The following is a 16,018-nucleotide window of genomic DNA, read 5'->3' as shown; positions in this document are numbered from 1 at the left end:
GACTAATTTTGAATAACCGAATTTTAAAGAATCTATGTATAAAAATGCCCCAGAGCTTGAGCCTGCCGATTATATTGTCCTGGGCATAGCTAATTGTTTTATTAAGTCCGATGGTGAAGTATTAAAGGTTAAAGTTGTGGAACCAATTCCCTCCGCCGCCTTGGAAGCAATTTGGAAACAGATTCCCACGTCTTATGAGTTGGCTTACAGTACTAGTATTGGTGAAGTTTTAAAAGAAGATGGCTCTGTAACTCTTCCCAGTTTATTTAACCAAGATGTCCAGATTTGTAACGAATTTGCCGAACGGGCGATCGCTGCGGCTCGAACCTATAAAAATCGTCCAGCATCAAAGCAGTTTATTCCCATTGGGGAAACCTATAGCAAGTTTAATTTCTCTTTGGATAAAAAACGGGTACTTAACGCTGAACGAGTTGTAAATACTGAAGACAATGTTAAACAGCACTCCCATACCCATAAGGTGCTTTAAGTTGATCTTAAAATCAGTTTGATTAGCGACAACCAATTACCGAGACAGTATAGGTATTACCGATCGCATTGATACCACCGACAAAAACATTAATTTGGTAAGGTTCAGTTTGGGAACGAGGTTCACCGACCATTGTTACTGGCTTGTTAACTTTGACTGCAACATTGCTTTTATTGTAAAACTCGCTGGTGGTATTATCGCTAAACTTCAAAATCAGCTTAAGGTCGTAGTTGGCATTATTCTCTGGGATAACTGTAGCGACATAGCGATTAAAGATAACTCCACCCGAAACTGCAAAATCAGTATTCCAGTTATTATTGGTTACTAAGGTACTGATGGGTGACACAGTTTTTCGCACCTTAACACCGTCTCCACCAATTACATTCAAAGGGTGACAAGTCTCTGCCCGCACTGGGGACACTGCAATTAAACCTAATAGTACTAATAACTTCAAGCCAAGTTGATGTTTAAGTAAATTTGCTAACATAAAAACTCCATAAACTTAAGGAAATATTATATTGAGACTTGCTATAGCTGTAATTGGATTAATTAGATTTAGACAAATCTTGATGAAAAACCCTAAGCACTGGCATACTAGAGGTATCAGCATAAAAAAATAAGTAACCAAATCTAAATGTTTGCAATTGAGCTATCTCTAAAGGGTAATCCCATACCTGTAACCGTTGAACGCAAGGAAAAAGATGATGCCTTCGCACTAGTAAATTTTATTATAGAGGCACTAGAATCTGGAAATCCTAGAGTGTTGCAGCTAACCTGTGATAAGCAATTAGAAAAAAAGGTTGCTTTACTTACAGAGCAAATTTCTGGGGTACAGGTTTCTGAAAAGAATTCCTCAGCATCGGTAACAGGGGTAGGTTTTGGTCGCTACTAGTGACATTATTGCTACGGATTTAAGGTTTTGCTGGGCAGATGGCACCGTAGTTTTAGATAAATGTAGCTTAGATGTACCTAAGGGGCAGTTTTGGATGCTGCTGGGAGCTAATGGCAGTGGTAAATCAACTTTACTCAAAGTTTTAGCGGGATTACTAAAGCTGGATGGGGGAACTATTACTATTAATTCCCCTGTGGGGTTTGTATTCCAAAATCCCGATCATCAACTGGTGATGCCTACGGTCGGAGCCGATGTTGCTTTTGGGTTGGTAGATGAGCATCTTTCCTTTAGTGAGACGAAAGCACGAGTGCAGGATGCTTTGGCTGCTGTGGATTTGCAAAACTATCAACGCCGTCCCATTTATGCCCTCAGTGGCGGTCAAAAACAACGGGTAGCAATTGCGGGGGCGATCGCCCGTAAATCACAGGTTTTATTATTAGATGAGCCTACGGCACTTTTAGATCGAGATAGTCAAGGGGCATTAGTAGCTGAGGTAAGGCATTTAGTGAAGGAGCGATCGCTTACAGCCCTTTGGGTTACCCATCGTTTAGATGAACTTGATTATGCGGATGGAGCATTTTTACTTAGTCACGGTCGAGTCATTGATCAAGGCGATCCCCATCGGTTGAAAACTCTTTTGGAAAATACCTAAATAAGCTGCAATTAATGTGCTGAGCATAATAGTCAGTTGTATGATTGTGACTAGTCAAATTTGATCCAGATTTTGACTGGTTCTGCTAATCTTGGGGTACGAAATAGGAATCCTATGGCAAATGTAAGTGAGCAAGTACAACCACAAAACCTCAGCCCTAGTTTGGAGCCATTACCACCCATTGATGAGAAATTTGACCTAGAGCAGATTGCTAGTTGGGAAGCATTGGCGGATTTGGTTGAGGGGTCTTTGGCTCAAGTCATTAGCTCTGAAGTTGTAGATCAAGATCAATCAGAAGATGAGGCAGAAAGGTTAGAAGTAGCAGAATTTGAGGTTTTACCAAATTTTATTAATCCGCCTTCCCTGAATGTTAACCAGAATTTTGAACGGATTTTAATCCCCGCAAGTTTGGATTTAGCCCTAGCAAACCAGAATTTGACTATCGTAACTGATGTGATCGATCTGTCGGCATTGATCACATGGTTTCAAGCCCATGAAGGTACTAAGTTTTGGGTGGATGCGGATATATATAGTTTTACGGATTTTGCTCGGTGGGCGATCGCTCATTTAACCACCTCCGAAAAATTATTAATTACTCCTGATCATCACCTAATTGCCACCTTAGTTGATCTAATTCAAGCCCATCCCTGTTTGATTGTTATTACCAAAATAGACCAAAGTAGTCAACGGGAGTTTTGGCTAGATTTTCTCCAAGTTTCGCAGGATATAGCATCTCAATCAACTAGCAAAATAACCAGTAAGATAATAGTCACCAGTTGTCATTCTTTAAAGTCAGAATTAGCATTAATACCTGAATTAAAACTTTCAGAATCCCTTAGTCCTTCACTAGCAGCAGATTTTTTAAGTGCAAAGGGCATATTAGGCGATCGCCAAGATTTAGAAACCTTTGGACAACTTGTGGGCGGGAACCTTCTATCTCTAACTTTGGCGGCAAGTTTACTAAAAACCGAAGAACAAATTCCCCAGATTCGCTACTTGGCAAGATATGGCAAGATTTTTGATTTAAGTTACTCTCAATCTCACGGCAATAATAAAGCGATCGCTCCCCGTCAGGTATTTGAACGCAGCTTTAAGCGGTTATTACCAAAACTACGGCAGTTATTAATTTATGCCAGTATTTATCGCCACCCCTTCTATATTCAGGATATGCAGGGGATTTGGGCATTTGAGAGTAATGGCGAATCCATAGAAATTACGGAGTTGCAAAAGTTAGAAAAATTAGGCTTGCTGCGGCAATTGGGACAGAATTATTTTTATTGTGAGCCGCACATTCGGGAATTTATTACCATTGCTGATGCTAAACCTTACCATGAACAAATTATTAAATATTTATGGACACAGACTAAGCCCTATGTGGAGTGGGAAAGCGATCAGGATATTCAACCCTATGTGGGAATTTTTGAGCATTGCTGCGCCCTAGGGGAATATTATCGAGGATTTTATTTAATTCAAGATGGTACCAATCAATGTGTGGATAAATATTTGGATTCGGAGGGCAAATATATTCAGCGCATTAGCCTATTGCAGCCTTTATTAAGTGCGTGGCAGGAGATTAAATCCGATCGCCCTGAGTTTGGGGCAGTGTTAATGGGATTGGGTAATGCCTATACTGCTCTGCAAAAATACGCTCAGGCAATTCCTTTATTTCAACTGTGGCTAGATATTTTAGGGAAGAAGAATGATCCAGCATCCCAACCAGATCGGGCGCAGTGCCTATATGCCTTGGCTTCTGTTCTTGCTAAAAATAATCCCGAACTATGGTCACAGGTCTTAGCCTACTATCAAGAGTCCTTAGAAATTGCGGTTAAATTGGGCGATCGCTCCCTTGAACTCCAAAACCTTTTAGGGATTGGTAATCTCTATGCTAGGCAGGGGGAATATATCCATAGCTTGGAATATTATGAGCGCTACTTAGGGTTGGCAAGGGAGTTAAAGGATACTCAATCCCAAATTCATGGGCTACCGATGATCGCTGATGCTTATAAACAAGTCAAACAATATGCCAAGGCGATCGAACTGGCTCGGATTCATCTTAATCTCATTGCCAATCAAGATAAATATCAAAACCTGCGGGCAAATTCCTTAGAACATTTAGCACATACCTTACAAATTTTAGGACAGTATGCTGAGGCTAAAACGAATTACCAAGAATGCTTAGCCCTAGAGCCAGATCAACTTGAGCAACGGGGTAAGTGTCTGATCGGTTTGGGAATTTGCAGCGATCGCCTCGGGCAGTATAAAGAAGCAATTAGCTATCATCAACAGGCACTAGAAATATTTACCGATCATGATCTGGAGCCAGAATGTTTAATTAATCTCGGTAACGCCCATAATTCCCTAGGACAATACAAAGAGGCGGTGGGTCTCTATGACAAGGCATTAAAACTATCCTTAAAAACTAGTGATCGCCATCGGCAAGCAAAGTCCCTGATTGGGTTAGGAAATGTCCAAACCTCCTTGGGTAAATTTGTGAAAGCAATTCAGTTCTACGAGCAGGCTTGGGAAGTTAGTCTAGATCATTCCGAACAAAAGGCGATCGCCCTTAGAAATCTCGGTAATGCCTATAACACCATTGGACAATACCAAGAAGCAATGGAGCTTTATAAACAGTCCCTGAGTATTGCCAAAGAACTTGGTGATCTTAATCAACAGGCGTATTGCCTCCATAGTTTAGGACAGGTGTTAGATCAGTTGGGATACTATGCCCAAGCCTTAAAGTTTTACGAACAATGGATTGATCTAAAAAAAGATATGGGCGATCGCTCTGCCAGCCTATCCAGCCTAAATCGCAGTAGTAATCTGAGTTCTCTTGTTAATACTAAATACGCTCAAGCGATCGAATTTCATCAACAGTGGATCGAAATTAAACGCAAAATGAGCGATGCCAAGGGAGAGGCAAACTCCTTAGGTAATTTAGGTAATGCTTTTTTTGCCATTGGTCAATATCCCCAAGCTATTCAAGCCTATCAACAATGCTTAGAAATTGCCCGATCCATTAGCGATCGCCGTTCCGAAGCCAGTTCCCTAAGCGGTTTAGGTTCAGCATTTTTTGTGCTCGGACAATATACCCAAGCCATCGAACTCCATGCCCGTTCCTTGGAAATTGCTCAAAAAATTGATGATTTAATGTTACAGGCAAAAGCCTCCAGTAATTTGGGACGTACCTACTACACCCTGGGGCAGTACTTACCCGCCTCCGAGCAGTACCTGAGATGTCTAGTACTATCTCAGAAGATTGGTAACCGCCAAGGAGAAGCTAATGCCTTAGGCGATCTTGGTAATACTAACTATGCCCTTGGTAAATATCCCCAAGCAATTCATTTTTATCAACAATGGCTGCATATTGCCCAAGAAATTGGCGATCGCTCTCAGCAAGGTAATGCCTTCGGAGGTTTAGGTAATAGCCATAACGCCCTAGGACAGTATAGTAAAGCCGTAGAGTTTTATCGACAGTGGTTAGAAGTTGCCCAAGAGATTAGTGATCGCCGTTCCCAAGCAAATGCCCTTGCGGGTTTAGGTAATGCTTACAATGCCCTCGGAGACTACACCCGTGCCATTGAATTTCATCAGCAATCCTTAAAGTTGCAAAAGGAAAATAGCGATCGCCCCACGGAAATCGGAACATGGACAAATTTTGTTGAAACCCTAGAAGCTTTAGAGCAGAAAAGTCTCACCGCCAATCCCTATAAATCCATTGATGTCCAATCCAGCCAGCAAGATGACAGTGCCATTCAGCAACTTTTAGAAGCTGGTTCTACTTTATCCATCCAAATTAATCCACCGATCCAAAAAAACAAACCCCGTCCTTCTAAAAACTGGTTCGACTCAATGTTGGGAAAACTAGGCGGGAAAAAGCCTTAACAGTGAAATCTAAAACAGAGGAACCTAATTGGTGGAGTTAATTATATTTTTAGGAGGATTTATTCTAGGGGCTGGAGTAGTTTATTTCTCCCGTCGATTACCCGAACCAGATTTATCCCAAACTTTAGCTAGTCAGGCGATCGCTAACCTCGAACGTCAAATTATGACTTGGGAGCAGATCATGCAGCAGGCTCCTGAAGGTTATTTACAAGTAGATGAAGAAAACCATCTGTATTTTTGCAATCACCAAGCCCGTCAACTCCTTGGTATGACTACGCCCATTGGTACCGAAAGGAAACTTTTACTGCAAATAGTTCGCTCCTTTGAGTTAGATCAATTAATTGAGCAGACTCGCAATACTAATAAACCCCGCCAAAAAGCATGGATATTTCATCCCACCGTTGATGATCCCATTGATCCTGTGGAAAAAGCTGATATTCCGATCAAGGCGTACAGTCTGCCCCTCGGTTATGGGCATGTGGGTATTTTCATTGAAGATCGCCAAGAAGCAGTTACCCTAGCACAACAACGTGATCGCTGGGCGGCAGATGTGGCACATGATCTAAAAACGCCTCTCACCTCAATTAGATTAATTGCCGAGTCTTTAGAATCTAAAGTTGATCCCGCTCTGAAGCCTTGGCTAGAAAATTTAATTAAGCAAACAATACGCCTTAGCGATCTAGTCCAAGATATTTTAGAACTGGGCAAGATAGATACGGGAATACCCTTAGCAATGCACCTAGAAACCGTGGATTTGGCTAAAATCATTCACAGTGCATGGCATAGCTTGGAACCCTTATCAACATCCAAGCAAATTAAGCTGGAATATATTGGCTCCAGTGAATTTATGCTTGAAGCAGATGAATCTAAACTCTATCGTTTGCTTTTAAATCTCTTAGACAATGGCATTAAACATAGTCCATCTTTACAAACTATTGTGGTTAATCTGAGTCAAGATTCACTAGAAAATTCAAAAACGGTACTGATTGAAATCATTGATTGTGGAAGTGGCTTTAGTGAATCCGCCCTACCCCATGTGTTCGATCGCTTCTATCAATCGGAGCAACCTCAGCTTAATCCGCAAAATAGACGATATAACCAAAATGGTAGTGGTTTGGGGCTAGCGATCGCCTACCAAATTGTTAAATCCCATAAGGGCAAAATCAGCGTTAATAATCATCCCGAAACTGGCGGTGCATGGGTTAAGGTGACTTTACCAATTAAGCAAACCTAGATTTACTTATTCAAATTTTATATAGCAACCTCACTAGGTGATTATACTTTTGAATCAGACAGCAAAATTCTCGGTAAATTTTTCGCTATATTTCCAGTATTAAATTCTTATAAGCCATACAGTCTAAGCTTTAGAGCCATATATAGGTGCAAATCTATAATTTGCTATTAATCAACAAATACGGATAAAATCTTTTGATTATTTTTAGCTTTATGCCCATACATAGGGTTATTATGCGATCGCAAGCTTAAATGAGTCATTTAGATTTTTGATCTGAATGTTAATTCATCCAAGTTATGCTCTCTAGTTATTGAAAGGATTACTACACATGGCAACCTACAAGGTCACACTGATTAACGAAGCTGAAGGTCTTAATACTACTATTGAAGTACCTGATGATGAATACATTCTCGATGTCGCTGAAGCGCAAGGACTAGATCTACCCTATTCCTGTCGTGCTGGCGCATGTTCCTCTTGTGCAGGCAAGATTGAAAAAGGTGAAGTCGATCAAGCTGACCAATCCTTCCTTGATGATGAGCAAATTGAAGCAGGTTATGTTTTAACTTGTGTTGCCTATCCTCAATCTGATCTTGTCATCAAAACCCACCAAGAAGAAAATCTGTACTAATTCATTTAGTTATTCATTTCATTTATGTTTCTCCGACTTTGTCTGACTTTGTTGTTAGCAGGTCGGAGTTTTTTTATAAAATCTTTCCATTAAATCATCACATTAGATCAGTAGAATTGGGGCTGATTACCTAATTTAATTCAATTCAGATTTAATTCAGCATTCAAATTACCGTGAACCAATCTTTATCGAGTGCATCTAGTAAAGCGTCTATTAAAGTATCAAAAGCAAGGTGGCAACTAATTATTTGGGGATTGTTAATTTTTGCCATAGCTTTATATTTGCGACTGTGGGAATTTAACCGACTGCCCTATCCCATATTTGATGAAGTCCACTTTCCCAAATTTGCCGAGGGTTATATTGCGGGAAATCCGCCTAATGATGGACATCCTCCCCTAGGGAAATACATTATTGCCTTAGGTATTATCATATTTGGGCATAACGAGATTGGCTACAGAATTACTGAAGTTTGTCTGGGTGCCTGCATTCCTGTGTTGGTGATGGGGCTGCTGTATCGACTTACCTATAACAACCGATTAGCAATTATCGGAGGGATTTTAACCTTAGCTGATGGCTTATTTTTGGTGGAATCTCGGTTTGGATTAATGAATGTATTTCTGGTTTGCTTTGGGTTATGTTCACAAATTTTCCTCATTGCAGGCTTACAACGGCAGGATTTGAATCGGACTGTCATGCTCAGCCTCGGCGGAATAATGCTAGGAGCCACGGCGGGGATTAAGTGGAATGGCTTGGGATTTATCCTGATGACCTATATGTTGATTTTTGGACTCTTAGTAATCCAACGGATTGCTCCCAATACCTTTGCGAACATGGCAGTACTCAAAAAGTTTCTACAATTAAAATGGTATGAATATTTAATCTGTTTGGTGCTTTTACCTGCTTTTGCCTACATTTTGCAATGGGTTCCCCACGTTATGATGGTGCTGAAGGTATTTGCCCCAACGGCTCAGGGCTGGGAATGGCTAGGAGCTTTTGCCAAGTATTTTGTCATTAGTAACCATAATATTTATTTGTGGAATATTTCACCCAGTGCTGTTGGCACACCCGATCATCCTATTCATCCCTATTGTTCCAGTGCGGCGAGTTGGCCCCTGTTAATGCGTCCGATCGCCTATTATTTCAATACTGGAGATACAGGTAAAGAAATTTGGCGGGCAGTGCAGGCATTGGGTAATCCGATTTTATGGTGGTTATCGAGTTTAGCAATTGTGGCGATCGCCTTTATAAGCAGAGGTGCAGGCGGTATTTATATTGGCATTTATATTTTGATTGGATATGCTGCTAACTATTTACCTTGGTTTGCCGTAGGACGCTGTTTATTTATCTATCACTATATGAGTTCTGCGGCCTTTAGTTTTATGGCTTTAGCAGTGGTAATTGATTGGCTCTTAAGTAAAAGTCAAATCTGGTGGCAAGCTTTGGGGGCGGGGGCGGTGAGTGCGGTAATTATCTGTCAAATATTTTTTATGCCCGTGTGGTTAGGCTTACCCATTTCGATCGCAGGATTTTATCAAAGAATGTGGTTTCAACCCAATGTTGTCCCGGGCTTTAACTGGATTTAGCCAATTTTTGCTGACTCCGATCCCAAATCAACCAAATCAAAGTCCCGATTATGCTGACAAGGCTGATATATTTACCCACCTGTTCGGCGATCGTGCCTGTATAGGTTAAAGTAACTGAATGTTCCCCAGAGGGTATGGCAATTTCTACTTGTCCCTGCTCCGTGGCTGTGAGGGCTGAATTTTGATCATCTATTTTCAACTGCCATCGGGGGTAGTAAAACATCCGTAGTTGTAGGCAGCTTAAATCATGGGGATTAGCGATCTCCAGTTGTCGAAAGCCATAGTTCCAAGTTTTGATCTGAATTCCGATTTGATTATTTTGGGGATTATTAATAGAACTGCGATCTTTCCATGCTGCTAAAGGATAGTTGCGATCTGGCGGCATTGCCATAGATATACCCTTAGCTCGATATTCGGATACATCAACAATTCCTAATCCATCGGGAAATAGCCAATGCCAAAACAGGATAGGAGTTCCTTTACTATTCACTTGCGGTTCTTGGGGAAATTTTTTCTGATTAGCAAAGGTTACAAATTTATGCACAAGGGGTGAATCAAAGCCTGTTTTATCCAAAATTAGTTTGTCAGTGAAACTATAACTAGCTAAAGTTACTAACATGAGGAATATTAAGAGTAAATTCCGTAGCCATTTTGTGTGTAATCTTCCTAGCTGCCAGATGATTCCGCCCCAGATTAGGGGTGCCGTAGTTACCGTTATCACAAACCAACGCCACGAGAATTGAATTTTTTGTAAAGTGGGAAAAAGCTCATAAATACCTATCGCTAGGTCTGTAGTCATAAGTATGGTAATTAAAGTCACTAAAACTCCAATACCAAATGCTCGAAATAACCTTGGGTCAAGGGTTTTTAACTTTAAGGAAATGATCCAAGCGATCGCCCCAATCATTCCAGTAACAGCAATAATGCCAAAGCATGGGATTAAGCCAAACCCTGACTCAAACCAATGGGTGGGAAGCCTAGGAGCTAAACTTAATAAACCATCCAGCATTAAGCGTTTTTGGGGTACATATTCAGAGCTAAAGTTAATGACATTTTCAATTTGGACTAATGGCTGATCCAAAATTACGGGTAATAAAAAAAAGCTAATGCCAATCAGTCCAGCGATCGCACTCAAATAACACTTACTGCAAACTCTAATAATTGCTTTTACCCCTAAATCCTTGGGTACTAAAATCACAGGCATTGCTATCCAGACCAAAAATGTTATCAATAGGGTCGGCAAGTGGGATAACCCCAGCATTCCCCAAGCTAATAGCATTTATGGATTTGGGATCAGCAAATTTTGGACTATCAAATTTTAGAGTATCAATTAGTTTTTGAGTTGTGAAAAACACCCACGGAATCCAGACTACTGCCCAGACTTCAGCCATTGCCCCCCGTTGATACACATCAATTAAAAAGTACGGTGAACCCACTCCTAGCAAAGCGATCGCCACAGACAACCACCTGGGAAAATATAATCTTGCGTATTTATATAAACCTACTGCGAGTACCAGTGCCGCTAATCCCATACTGGCAATCAGGGAAAATTCCACATCACCGAAAATACAAAAAGGTAATGTCGCCACCATCAACATCGGCGGATAAAACACAAAGGTAGCATTACCAAACCCAAAATTAGAAAATTCCAGCCACCGAGGATAAAACTGACCACCTAGGAACTGTCGTTGATATTGAAATACCCAACTCAGATTAAATTGCGTGGAATGGGTAATCGGATAGCCCTTAAACACCATAGGAGCGATCGCCACACCCGCCATCACTACAATTGCTACCCCAACTAAAACCCTTTGCCAATAATCTTTAGATGACATCTTGTCCTTACCGATGAATTAAAAGCGAACTCAAAATTGGGAATAACTTCAGAGTAAAAGCTACAAAGTAAAAGTAAAGTTTTTAACTAACATCCCGGGGGTCAGAATTCCGCCCAGAGATCGGCTGCCATAGGTATCGGTATTGGGAATAAACTCTGAAAAATCTGTAAATGCCTCAAGGTTGTGGTTAAGAAAGTCATAGATACTGTCATCAAATCGGAGGTTTTCAATTGGGGCAATAATTTCACCGTTTTCCACCCAAAAGCAAGCATAGCGGGTCATGCCGGTAATTCTACCGTTAGAGCGATCGCTCCAATTTAGATAATGCAAATTTGATAGATATAAACCTGTTCCTAATTTAGATAAGATTTCAGACTGAGCAAGTTTTCCCGTTTCCACCACAGGCGATCGCATATATTCGCCATTACTAGCACCATTGGCAATTAAGTTATATTCTTTTGCAGTTTTAGCACTAACTAAGGGATTAATTAATTTTCCTTCCTTAATTACGCTCAATTCCTCTGGGGCTATGACTCCCAATTCATTAAATCTAGGTACAGTCCCATTTTGGAAATTCTCTTTCAAGTTAAATAAATTTGATAATTCTTTTTCGCCAGTTTGTAATTTTAATAAAGCACTACTACCCTGTTGCAAAGCAGCAGCGCCAACTGCACCTGTGATCATGCCAATTAAATCCGCAGTAGCACTAGGAGCAAAATAGACTCGATACTCTCCACGAGCGATATGTTTAGCAGATAAATCTAGGGCAGAAATTTGTTGACGAGATTGATTAATTTGCGAGTTATATGCAGATTGGTTCCAGTTCTGCCCCGCATACATACCCTTAACTGCCCGATCTTGCTTGGTAAATATGGAATAGTCCACAACAAAATTATCCGTTGCAAACCAGTGTTTTTGCCCCACGGCATTATTCACAGAATTAACAATTCCCCGCATAATGATTCCTGCCGCATATAGTCCCGTAAAATCCAAATTCCCGACTGGTTCTAAAATTGCAGCGAGTGCCTCTTTACTATCTAAAAGCTCACCCCTATAAACCTCTCGACTGGAATCACCTGCTTCGGGTAAAACTATATATGGATTTGGTGGTAACTCCTTAACCTGCGATCGCAAATATGCCAAGTTTTCTAAAGCTACTTCCCGATCGATCTCTAAATTACCTGTAAACGGAAAAGATGAATATGCCTCTCGGCTTTGATCAACTAAAGAAATAGTGACAGTGCCATCATGTACCAGCCCTGACTGTCTAATCTTGCCATTATTAAACCTTGTAAATTGACTGCGCTCACAGTTCAAACTAATTGAAACCTGTTCTTGATTTTGTAAACATCCAATCACCTGATCTGCAATCTGATTAAATGTATTTTCTTCAATGCTTGACATGTAAATTTTAACTTTTGAAGTTTATTCTTGATGTTGCCATATCAATAGGCAGTTTCAGCTTTACATTTAACGATCTCCCCCTTGAAATTTAGCATTAGAAACTGTTTAAGAATTCACAGGGGTCAGGTTTCTACCCATTATGCGGATTAAAGCCAAGTAGACAATCGTAAAGTTGTTTTAGGTGAAGTAATCACACAATTGAACAAGTTGTACCCAAACAAACAATGATTAAGGAACGAAATTATCAAGAGAATTAAAGAATGGAAAAGTAAAGATTCAAGAGGATATTACAATGAATATTGCCAGTTTGTAATTTACATACTTTAGAAACGACTCCCATAAAACTTTATTAAAACCGTTTTTAACAAATGCCTATATTAAGGTATTAAGGTTTGGTTTTAACTGCAATATCACCATTAACCACAACTTGACAAGCTAAACGATAATTATCAGGTTTGCGCTTAAGCTTAAAAGTTTCAAAATCCGTACGAGGCGAGAGATTTTCTATACCTTCCGTAATTTCCACTACACAAGTACCACATTGACCATATCCACCACAGTTTGTTAGCTTTCCCATAAACTTGTAGATATCAACGTTGTTCTCGATCGCCTTGATCCGAAGATTCACCCCATCCATAGCGATCGCTTCTTTATTCTCATTTACAAATTTGATGTTTGCCATTTAGGTCTGCTAATTAGAAAGTAATGAGTATTAACTTTTATTAAATATAATTAAATCATTAATCCCGATTATTAAGCTGAATAAGCTCAGAAAAAATAAAGTGACATGCTTGAAAAAACAGCAAAAATTTAAATTCACACCCTAAAACCTTGTACACTCGCCCCCTTGCCAACCTGATCGAACAGTTTCAACGCTTACCTGGAGTTGGAGCCAAAACTGCCCAGAGACTAGCATTATTTATCCTTAAACGCCCTACCACCGAAGTCGAGGCTTTAGCAAATGCTCTACTGGCTGCTAAGGAACAGGTGGGTTGTTGTTCAATTTGTGGGCATCTATCGGCGGAACCAATCTGTGAAATTTGTAGTAATCCCAATCGAGATCAATCCATGATTTGCGTAGTCATTGACTCTAGGGATTTAATCGCCTTAGAAAAAACCCGTGAATACCGAGGTAAGTATCATGTGCTAGGTGGGCTAATTTCGCCAATGGATGGGATTTCTCCTGATCAATTAAATATTCAGTCACTGGTACGCAGAGTTAGTCAAGGTGGAATTCATGAAGTAATTATGGCAATCAGTCCCACGGTTGAAGGTGAAACTACTACGCTCTATGTAGGTGGCTTAATCAAACCCTTTACCAGAGTTACACGCATTGCTTTCGGAATACCTATGGGTGGAGATTTAGAGTATGCCGATGAAGTAACCTTAGCAAAAGCACTAGAAGGTCGGCGGGACTTAGGATAATTGAAAAATAGATGAAAAAACGATTAGATGTCCTGCTCGTAGATTTAGGGTTAATGCCATCACGGGAGCAGTCCCAAAAAGTAATTCGGGCAGGTTGGGTACAGGTTGATCAGACCGTAATTGATAAGCCCGGTACCGAGGTACAAGACAGTGCCAATATTTTGATCAAGCAGCGATCGCCCTATGTATCCAGAGGTGGAGAAAAATTAGCAGGGGCATTGACAGTTTTCCCGATTAGTCTAAGCGATCGCATTTGTTTAGATGGTGGTATTTCTACAGGCGGCTTCACTGATTATTTATTTAAGAATGGTGCCAAAAAAGTTTACGGGATTGATGTGGGCTATGGACAACTGGCATGGGAAATTCGCACCGATCCCCGTCTTATCCTCAAGGAGCGCACAAACATTCGCTACCTTAAACCAGAGGAACTCTATCAACCCGAAGATACCTATCCAGATTTAGCAGTATTAGATTTATCGTTTATTTCTTTAACTAAAGTTTTGGAACCTTTATGGCATTTATTAGCGGTACCAAGGGAAGTGCTACTTCTGGTTAAACCACAATTTGAAGCAGGACGAGAGCTGATCGGCAAAAATGGCGTGGTTAGAGATACTAAGGTTCGGGCGGAGGCGATCGCTAAGGTGATGAACTTCGCTTTAGAACTAGGCTGGAAATATAATGGAATTACTCCTTCTCCCATCCAAGGAGCCGCAGGAAATTGGGAATATTGGTTATGGCTAAATACAGAGTCTGAAGTAGATGCCCCAAACCTAGCCGCAATTAACCAAATCTGCCAACTGTAAAGATAATAGGACTACTCAATAAATTGCCGTAACTTAACACTAAGCGTTAAACTAGGTAAAAACTTAATTAATAAAAGTGCCTTCTCATATCTCCTGCCCTAATACTTCTTGTACCGTAGTTCGTCCTTCCTGTGGTCTCATCTGTCGTTATGCTGATTTGTTACCTGTTAGCGATCGCACACCCATAGTTACACTCAACGAAGGTAATACCCCATTAATTCCAGCTTTAGCAGTATCAAAGCTAATCGGTAGAGGGATCAAGGTATTAGTTAAGTATGAAGGCTTAAACCCCACAGGTAGCTTTAAGGATCGGGGGATGACGATGGCGATCTCCAAAGCAAAGGAACAGGGAGCAGAAGTTGTAGTCTGTGCCAGTACGGGAAATACCTCTGCTGCTGCGGCTGCCTATGCTAAACGGGCGGGAATGAAAGCTTTTGTCCTAATTCCAGATGGTAAAATTGCCATGGGTAAATTGGCTCAGGCTTTAATCTATGGTGCCGAGGTCATAGCCATACAGGGTAACTTTGATCGGGCATTAGAGTTAGTGCGGGAACTTGGTGATAAATATCCTGTAACTTTAGTTAATTCCATTAATCCGTTCCGTTTACAGGGACAAAAAACCGCCGCCTTTGAAGTGGTAGAGACCTTGGGTGATGCTCCCGATTGGCTTTGTATTCCTGTGGGCAATGCGGGCAATATCAGTGCCTATTGGATGGGATTTAAGGAATATAAAAATTTAGGCAAGTGTCAGAAACTACCGAAAATGATGGGGTTTCAAGCTGCAGGTGCAGCACCGTTGGTAACGGGTAAAATTTTTGAGAATCCTGAAACTATTGCTAGTGCTATTCGCATTGGTAATCCCGCTAATTGGCAGTCAGCGATCGCCGTGCAGAATGAAAGTAATGGTGAGTTTAATAGTGTCACAGATGATGAAATTCTGGCAGCCTATAAACTTTTAGCAGGGGAAGAGGGAGTTTTCTGTGAGCCAGCCAGTGCAGCATCGGTTGCTGGTTTATTAAAATTCAAAGATCGAGTTCCCGACCACGCCACAGTGGTATGTGTATTAACTGGAAATGGCTTAAAAGACCCCAATACGGCGATCGCCCAATCTCCCGCACAACATTTTCACCAAGAAGTTATTGCTGAATTAGGAACTATTGCCAAAATTATGGGATTTTAGGTTCAGCAATATG

General features: G+C 40.7%; 15 protein-coding genes. 10 read left to right on the top strand and 5 right to left on the bottom strand.

The window, feature by feature from the left end; translation table 11 throughout:
* The first annotated feature begins 34 nt into the window (after positions 1-34).
* Complete coding sequence (locus SYN7502_RS16875; protein ID WP_015169935.1) at positions 35-487, top strand: hypothetical protein; 453 nt, start codon at positions 35-37, stop codon at positions 485-487.
* A gap of 22 nt (positions 488-509) precedes the next feature.
* Here SYN7502_RS16875 and SYN7502_RS16870 read toward each other — a convergent pair whose 3' ends face one another.
* Entirely contained in the window at positions 510-974 is a 465-nt protein-coding gene (locus tag SYN7502_RS16870) for a hypothetical protein (RefSeq protein ID WP_015169934.1), read from the bottom strand.
* Between the two features lie 147 nt (positions 975-1,121).
* Between SYN7502_RS16870 and SYN7502_RS16865 the strand changes: the two genes are divergently transcribed.
* From SYN7502_RS16865 to SYN7502_RS16840, 6 genes are all read left to right on the top strand, one after another.
* Entirely contained in the window at positions 1,122-1,379 is a 258-nt protein-coding gene (locus tag SYN7502_RS16865; RefSeq protein WP_015169933.1) for a hypothetical protein, read from the top strand.
* Positions 1,366-2,031: an energy-coupling factor ABC transporter ATP-binding protein gene (locus tag SYN7502_RS16860; protein WP_015169932.1), complete on the top strand. Its 666-nt coding sequence runs from the start codon at positions 1,366-1,368 to the stop codon at positions 2,029-2,031. The genes SYN7502_RS16865 and SYN7502_RS16860 overlap by 14 nt, the downstream gene beginning before the upstream one ends.
* A gap of 114 nt (positions 2,032-2,145) precedes the next feature.
* Positions 2,146-5,913 (top strand): tetratricopeptide repeat protein, encoded by a 3,768-nt coding sequence (locus tag SYN7502_RS18505; RefSeq protein WP_015169931.1) that lies wholly within the window; start codon positions 2,146-2,148, stop codon positions 5,911-5,913.
* 31 nt (positions 5,914-5,944) lie between these two features.
* Positions 5,945-7,147, top strand: coding sequence for a sensor histidine kinase (locus SYN7502_RS16850; RefSeq protein ID WP_015169930.1), 1,203 nt, complete (start codon positions 5,945-5,947; stop codon positions 7,145-7,147).
* Positions 7,148-7,475: 328 nt separating this feature from the next.
* Entirely contained in the window at positions 7,476-7,775 is a 300-nt protein-coding gene (locus tag SYN7502_RS16845) for a ferredoxin (RefSeq protein WP_015169929.1), read from the top strand.
* Between the two features lie 173 nt (positions 7,776-7,948).
* Positions 7,949-9,358 carry a phospholipid carrier-dependent glycosyltransferase gene (locus SYN7502_RS16840; protein ID WP_015169928.1) on the top strand — a complete coding sequence of 470 codons (1,410 nt, stop codon included), beginning with the start codon at positions 7,949-7,951 and terminating at the stop codon, positions 9,356-9,358.
* Here the strand turns inward: SYN7502_RS16840 and SYN7502_RS16835 are convergent.
* From SYN7502_RS16835 to SYN7502_RS16820, 4 genes are all read right to left on the bottom strand, one after another.
* Positions 9,345-10,562, bottom strand: coding sequence for a hypothetical protein (locus SYN7502_RS16835; RefSeq protein WP_041429603.1), 1,218 nt, complete (start codon positions 10,560-10,562; stop codon positions 9,345-9,347). The two genes, SYN7502_RS16840 and SYN7502_RS16835, sit on opposite strands and share 14 nt — an antisense overlap.
* Positions 10,513-11,193 carry a glycosyltransferase family protein gene (locus SYN7502_RS20335; RefSeq protein ID WP_041429601.1) on the bottom strand — a complete coding sequence of 227 codons (681 nt, stop codon included), beginning with the start codon at positions 11,191-11,193 and terminating at the stop codon, positions 10,513-10,515. The genes SYN7502_RS16835 and SYN7502_RS20335 overlap by 50 nt, the downstream gene beginning before the upstream one ends.
* A gap of 60 nt (positions 11,194-11,253) precedes the next feature.
* Entirely contained in the window at positions 11,254-12,597 is a 1,344-nt protein-coding gene (locus SYN7502_RS16825) for a TldD/PmbA family protein (RefSeq protein ID WP_015169927.1), read from the bottom strand.
* A gap of 385 nt (positions 12,598-12,982) precedes the next feature.
* Positions 12,983-13,279: a 2Fe-2S iron-sulfur cluster-binding protein gene (locus tag SYN7502_RS16820; RefSeq protein WP_015169926.1), complete on the bottom strand. Its 297-nt coding sequence runs from the start codon at positions 13,277-13,279 to the stop codon at positions 12,983-12,985.
* 149 nt (positions 13,280-13,428) lie between these two features.
* On the opposite strand from SYN7502_RS16820, the gene recR reads away from it, so the two are divergent.
* The 3 genes from recR to thrC all read left to right on the top strand — a co-directional run bounded on the left by recR (position 13,429) and on the right by thrC (position 16,005).
* A complete protein-coding gene (gene recR / locus SYN7502_RS16815; RefSeq protein WP_015169925.1) occupies positions 13,429-14,022 on the top strand; it encodes a recombination mediator RecR in 594 nt (197 codons plus the stop codon).
* A gap of 11 nt (positions 14,023-14,033) precedes the next feature.
* Positions 14,034-14,825 carry a TlyA family RNA methyltransferase gene (locus SYN7502_RS16810; protein WP_015169924.1) on the top strand — a complete coding sequence of 264 codons (792 nt, stop codon included), beginning with the start codon at positions 14,034-14,036 and terminating at the stop codon, positions 14,823-14,825.
* Positions 14,826-14,901: 76 nt separating this feature from the next.
* Positions 14,902-16,005, top strand: a complete 1,104-nt coding sequence (gene thrC, locus SYN7502_RS16805) for a threonine synthase (RefSeq protein WP_015169923.1) — start codon at positions 14,902-14,904, stop codon at positions 16,003-16,005.
* The last annotated feature ends 13 nt before the right edge of the window (positions 16,006-16,018 follow it).

The sequence above is a fragment of the Synechococcus sp. PCC 7502 genome, from assembly GCF_000317085.1.
In the GTDB taxonomy this organism is placed as follows: domain Bacteria; phylum Cyanobacteriota; class Cyanobacteriia; order Pseudanabaenales; family Pseudanabaenaceae; genus PCC-7502.
Note: the sequence above shows the minus strand (reverse complement) of the source record. Positions and strands in the feature narration are given on the sequence as shown.

Coding starts and splice junctions, on each gene's coding strand:
- SYN7502_RS16865 (WP_015169933.1), top strand. CDS start 1,122: ATGTTTGCAATTGAGCTATCTCTAAAGGGTAATCCCATACCTGTAACC.
- SYN7502_RS16845 (WP_015169929.1), top strand. CDS start 7,476: ATGGCAACCTACAAGGTCACACTGATTAACGAAGCTGAAGGTCTTAAT.
- SYN7502_RS16820 (WP_015169926.1), bottom strand. CDS start 13,279: ATGGCAAACATCAAATTTGTAAATGAGAATAAAGAAGCGATCGCTATG.
- SYN7502_RS16835 (WP_041429603.1), bottom strand. CDS start 10,562: ATGCCTGTGATTTTAGTACCCAAGGATTTAGGGGTAAAAGCAATTATT.
- SYN7502_RS20335 (WP_041429601.1), bottom strand. CDS start 11,193: ATGTCATCTAAAGATTATTGGCAAAGGGTTTTAGTTGGGGTAGCAATT.
- SYN7502_RS16870 (WP_015169934.1), bottom strand. CDS start 974: ATGTTAGCAAATTTACTTAAACATCAACTTGGCTTGAAGTTATTAGTA.
- SYN7502_RS16825 (WP_015169927.1), bottom strand. CDS start 12,597: ATGTCAAGCATTGAAGAAAATACATTTAATCAGATTGCAGATCAGGTG.
- SYN7502_RS16810 (WP_015169924.1), top strand. CDS start 14,034: ATGAAAAAACGATTAGATGTCCTGCTCGTAGATTTAGGGTTAATGCCA.
- SYN7502_RS16875 (WP_015169935.1), top strand. CDS start 35: ATGTATAAAAATGCCCCAGAGCTTGAGCCTGCCGATTATATTGTCCTG.
- SYN7502_RS18505 (WP_015169931.1), top strand. CDS start 2,146: ATGGCAAATGTAAGTGAGCAAGTACAACCACAAAACCTCAGCCCTAGT.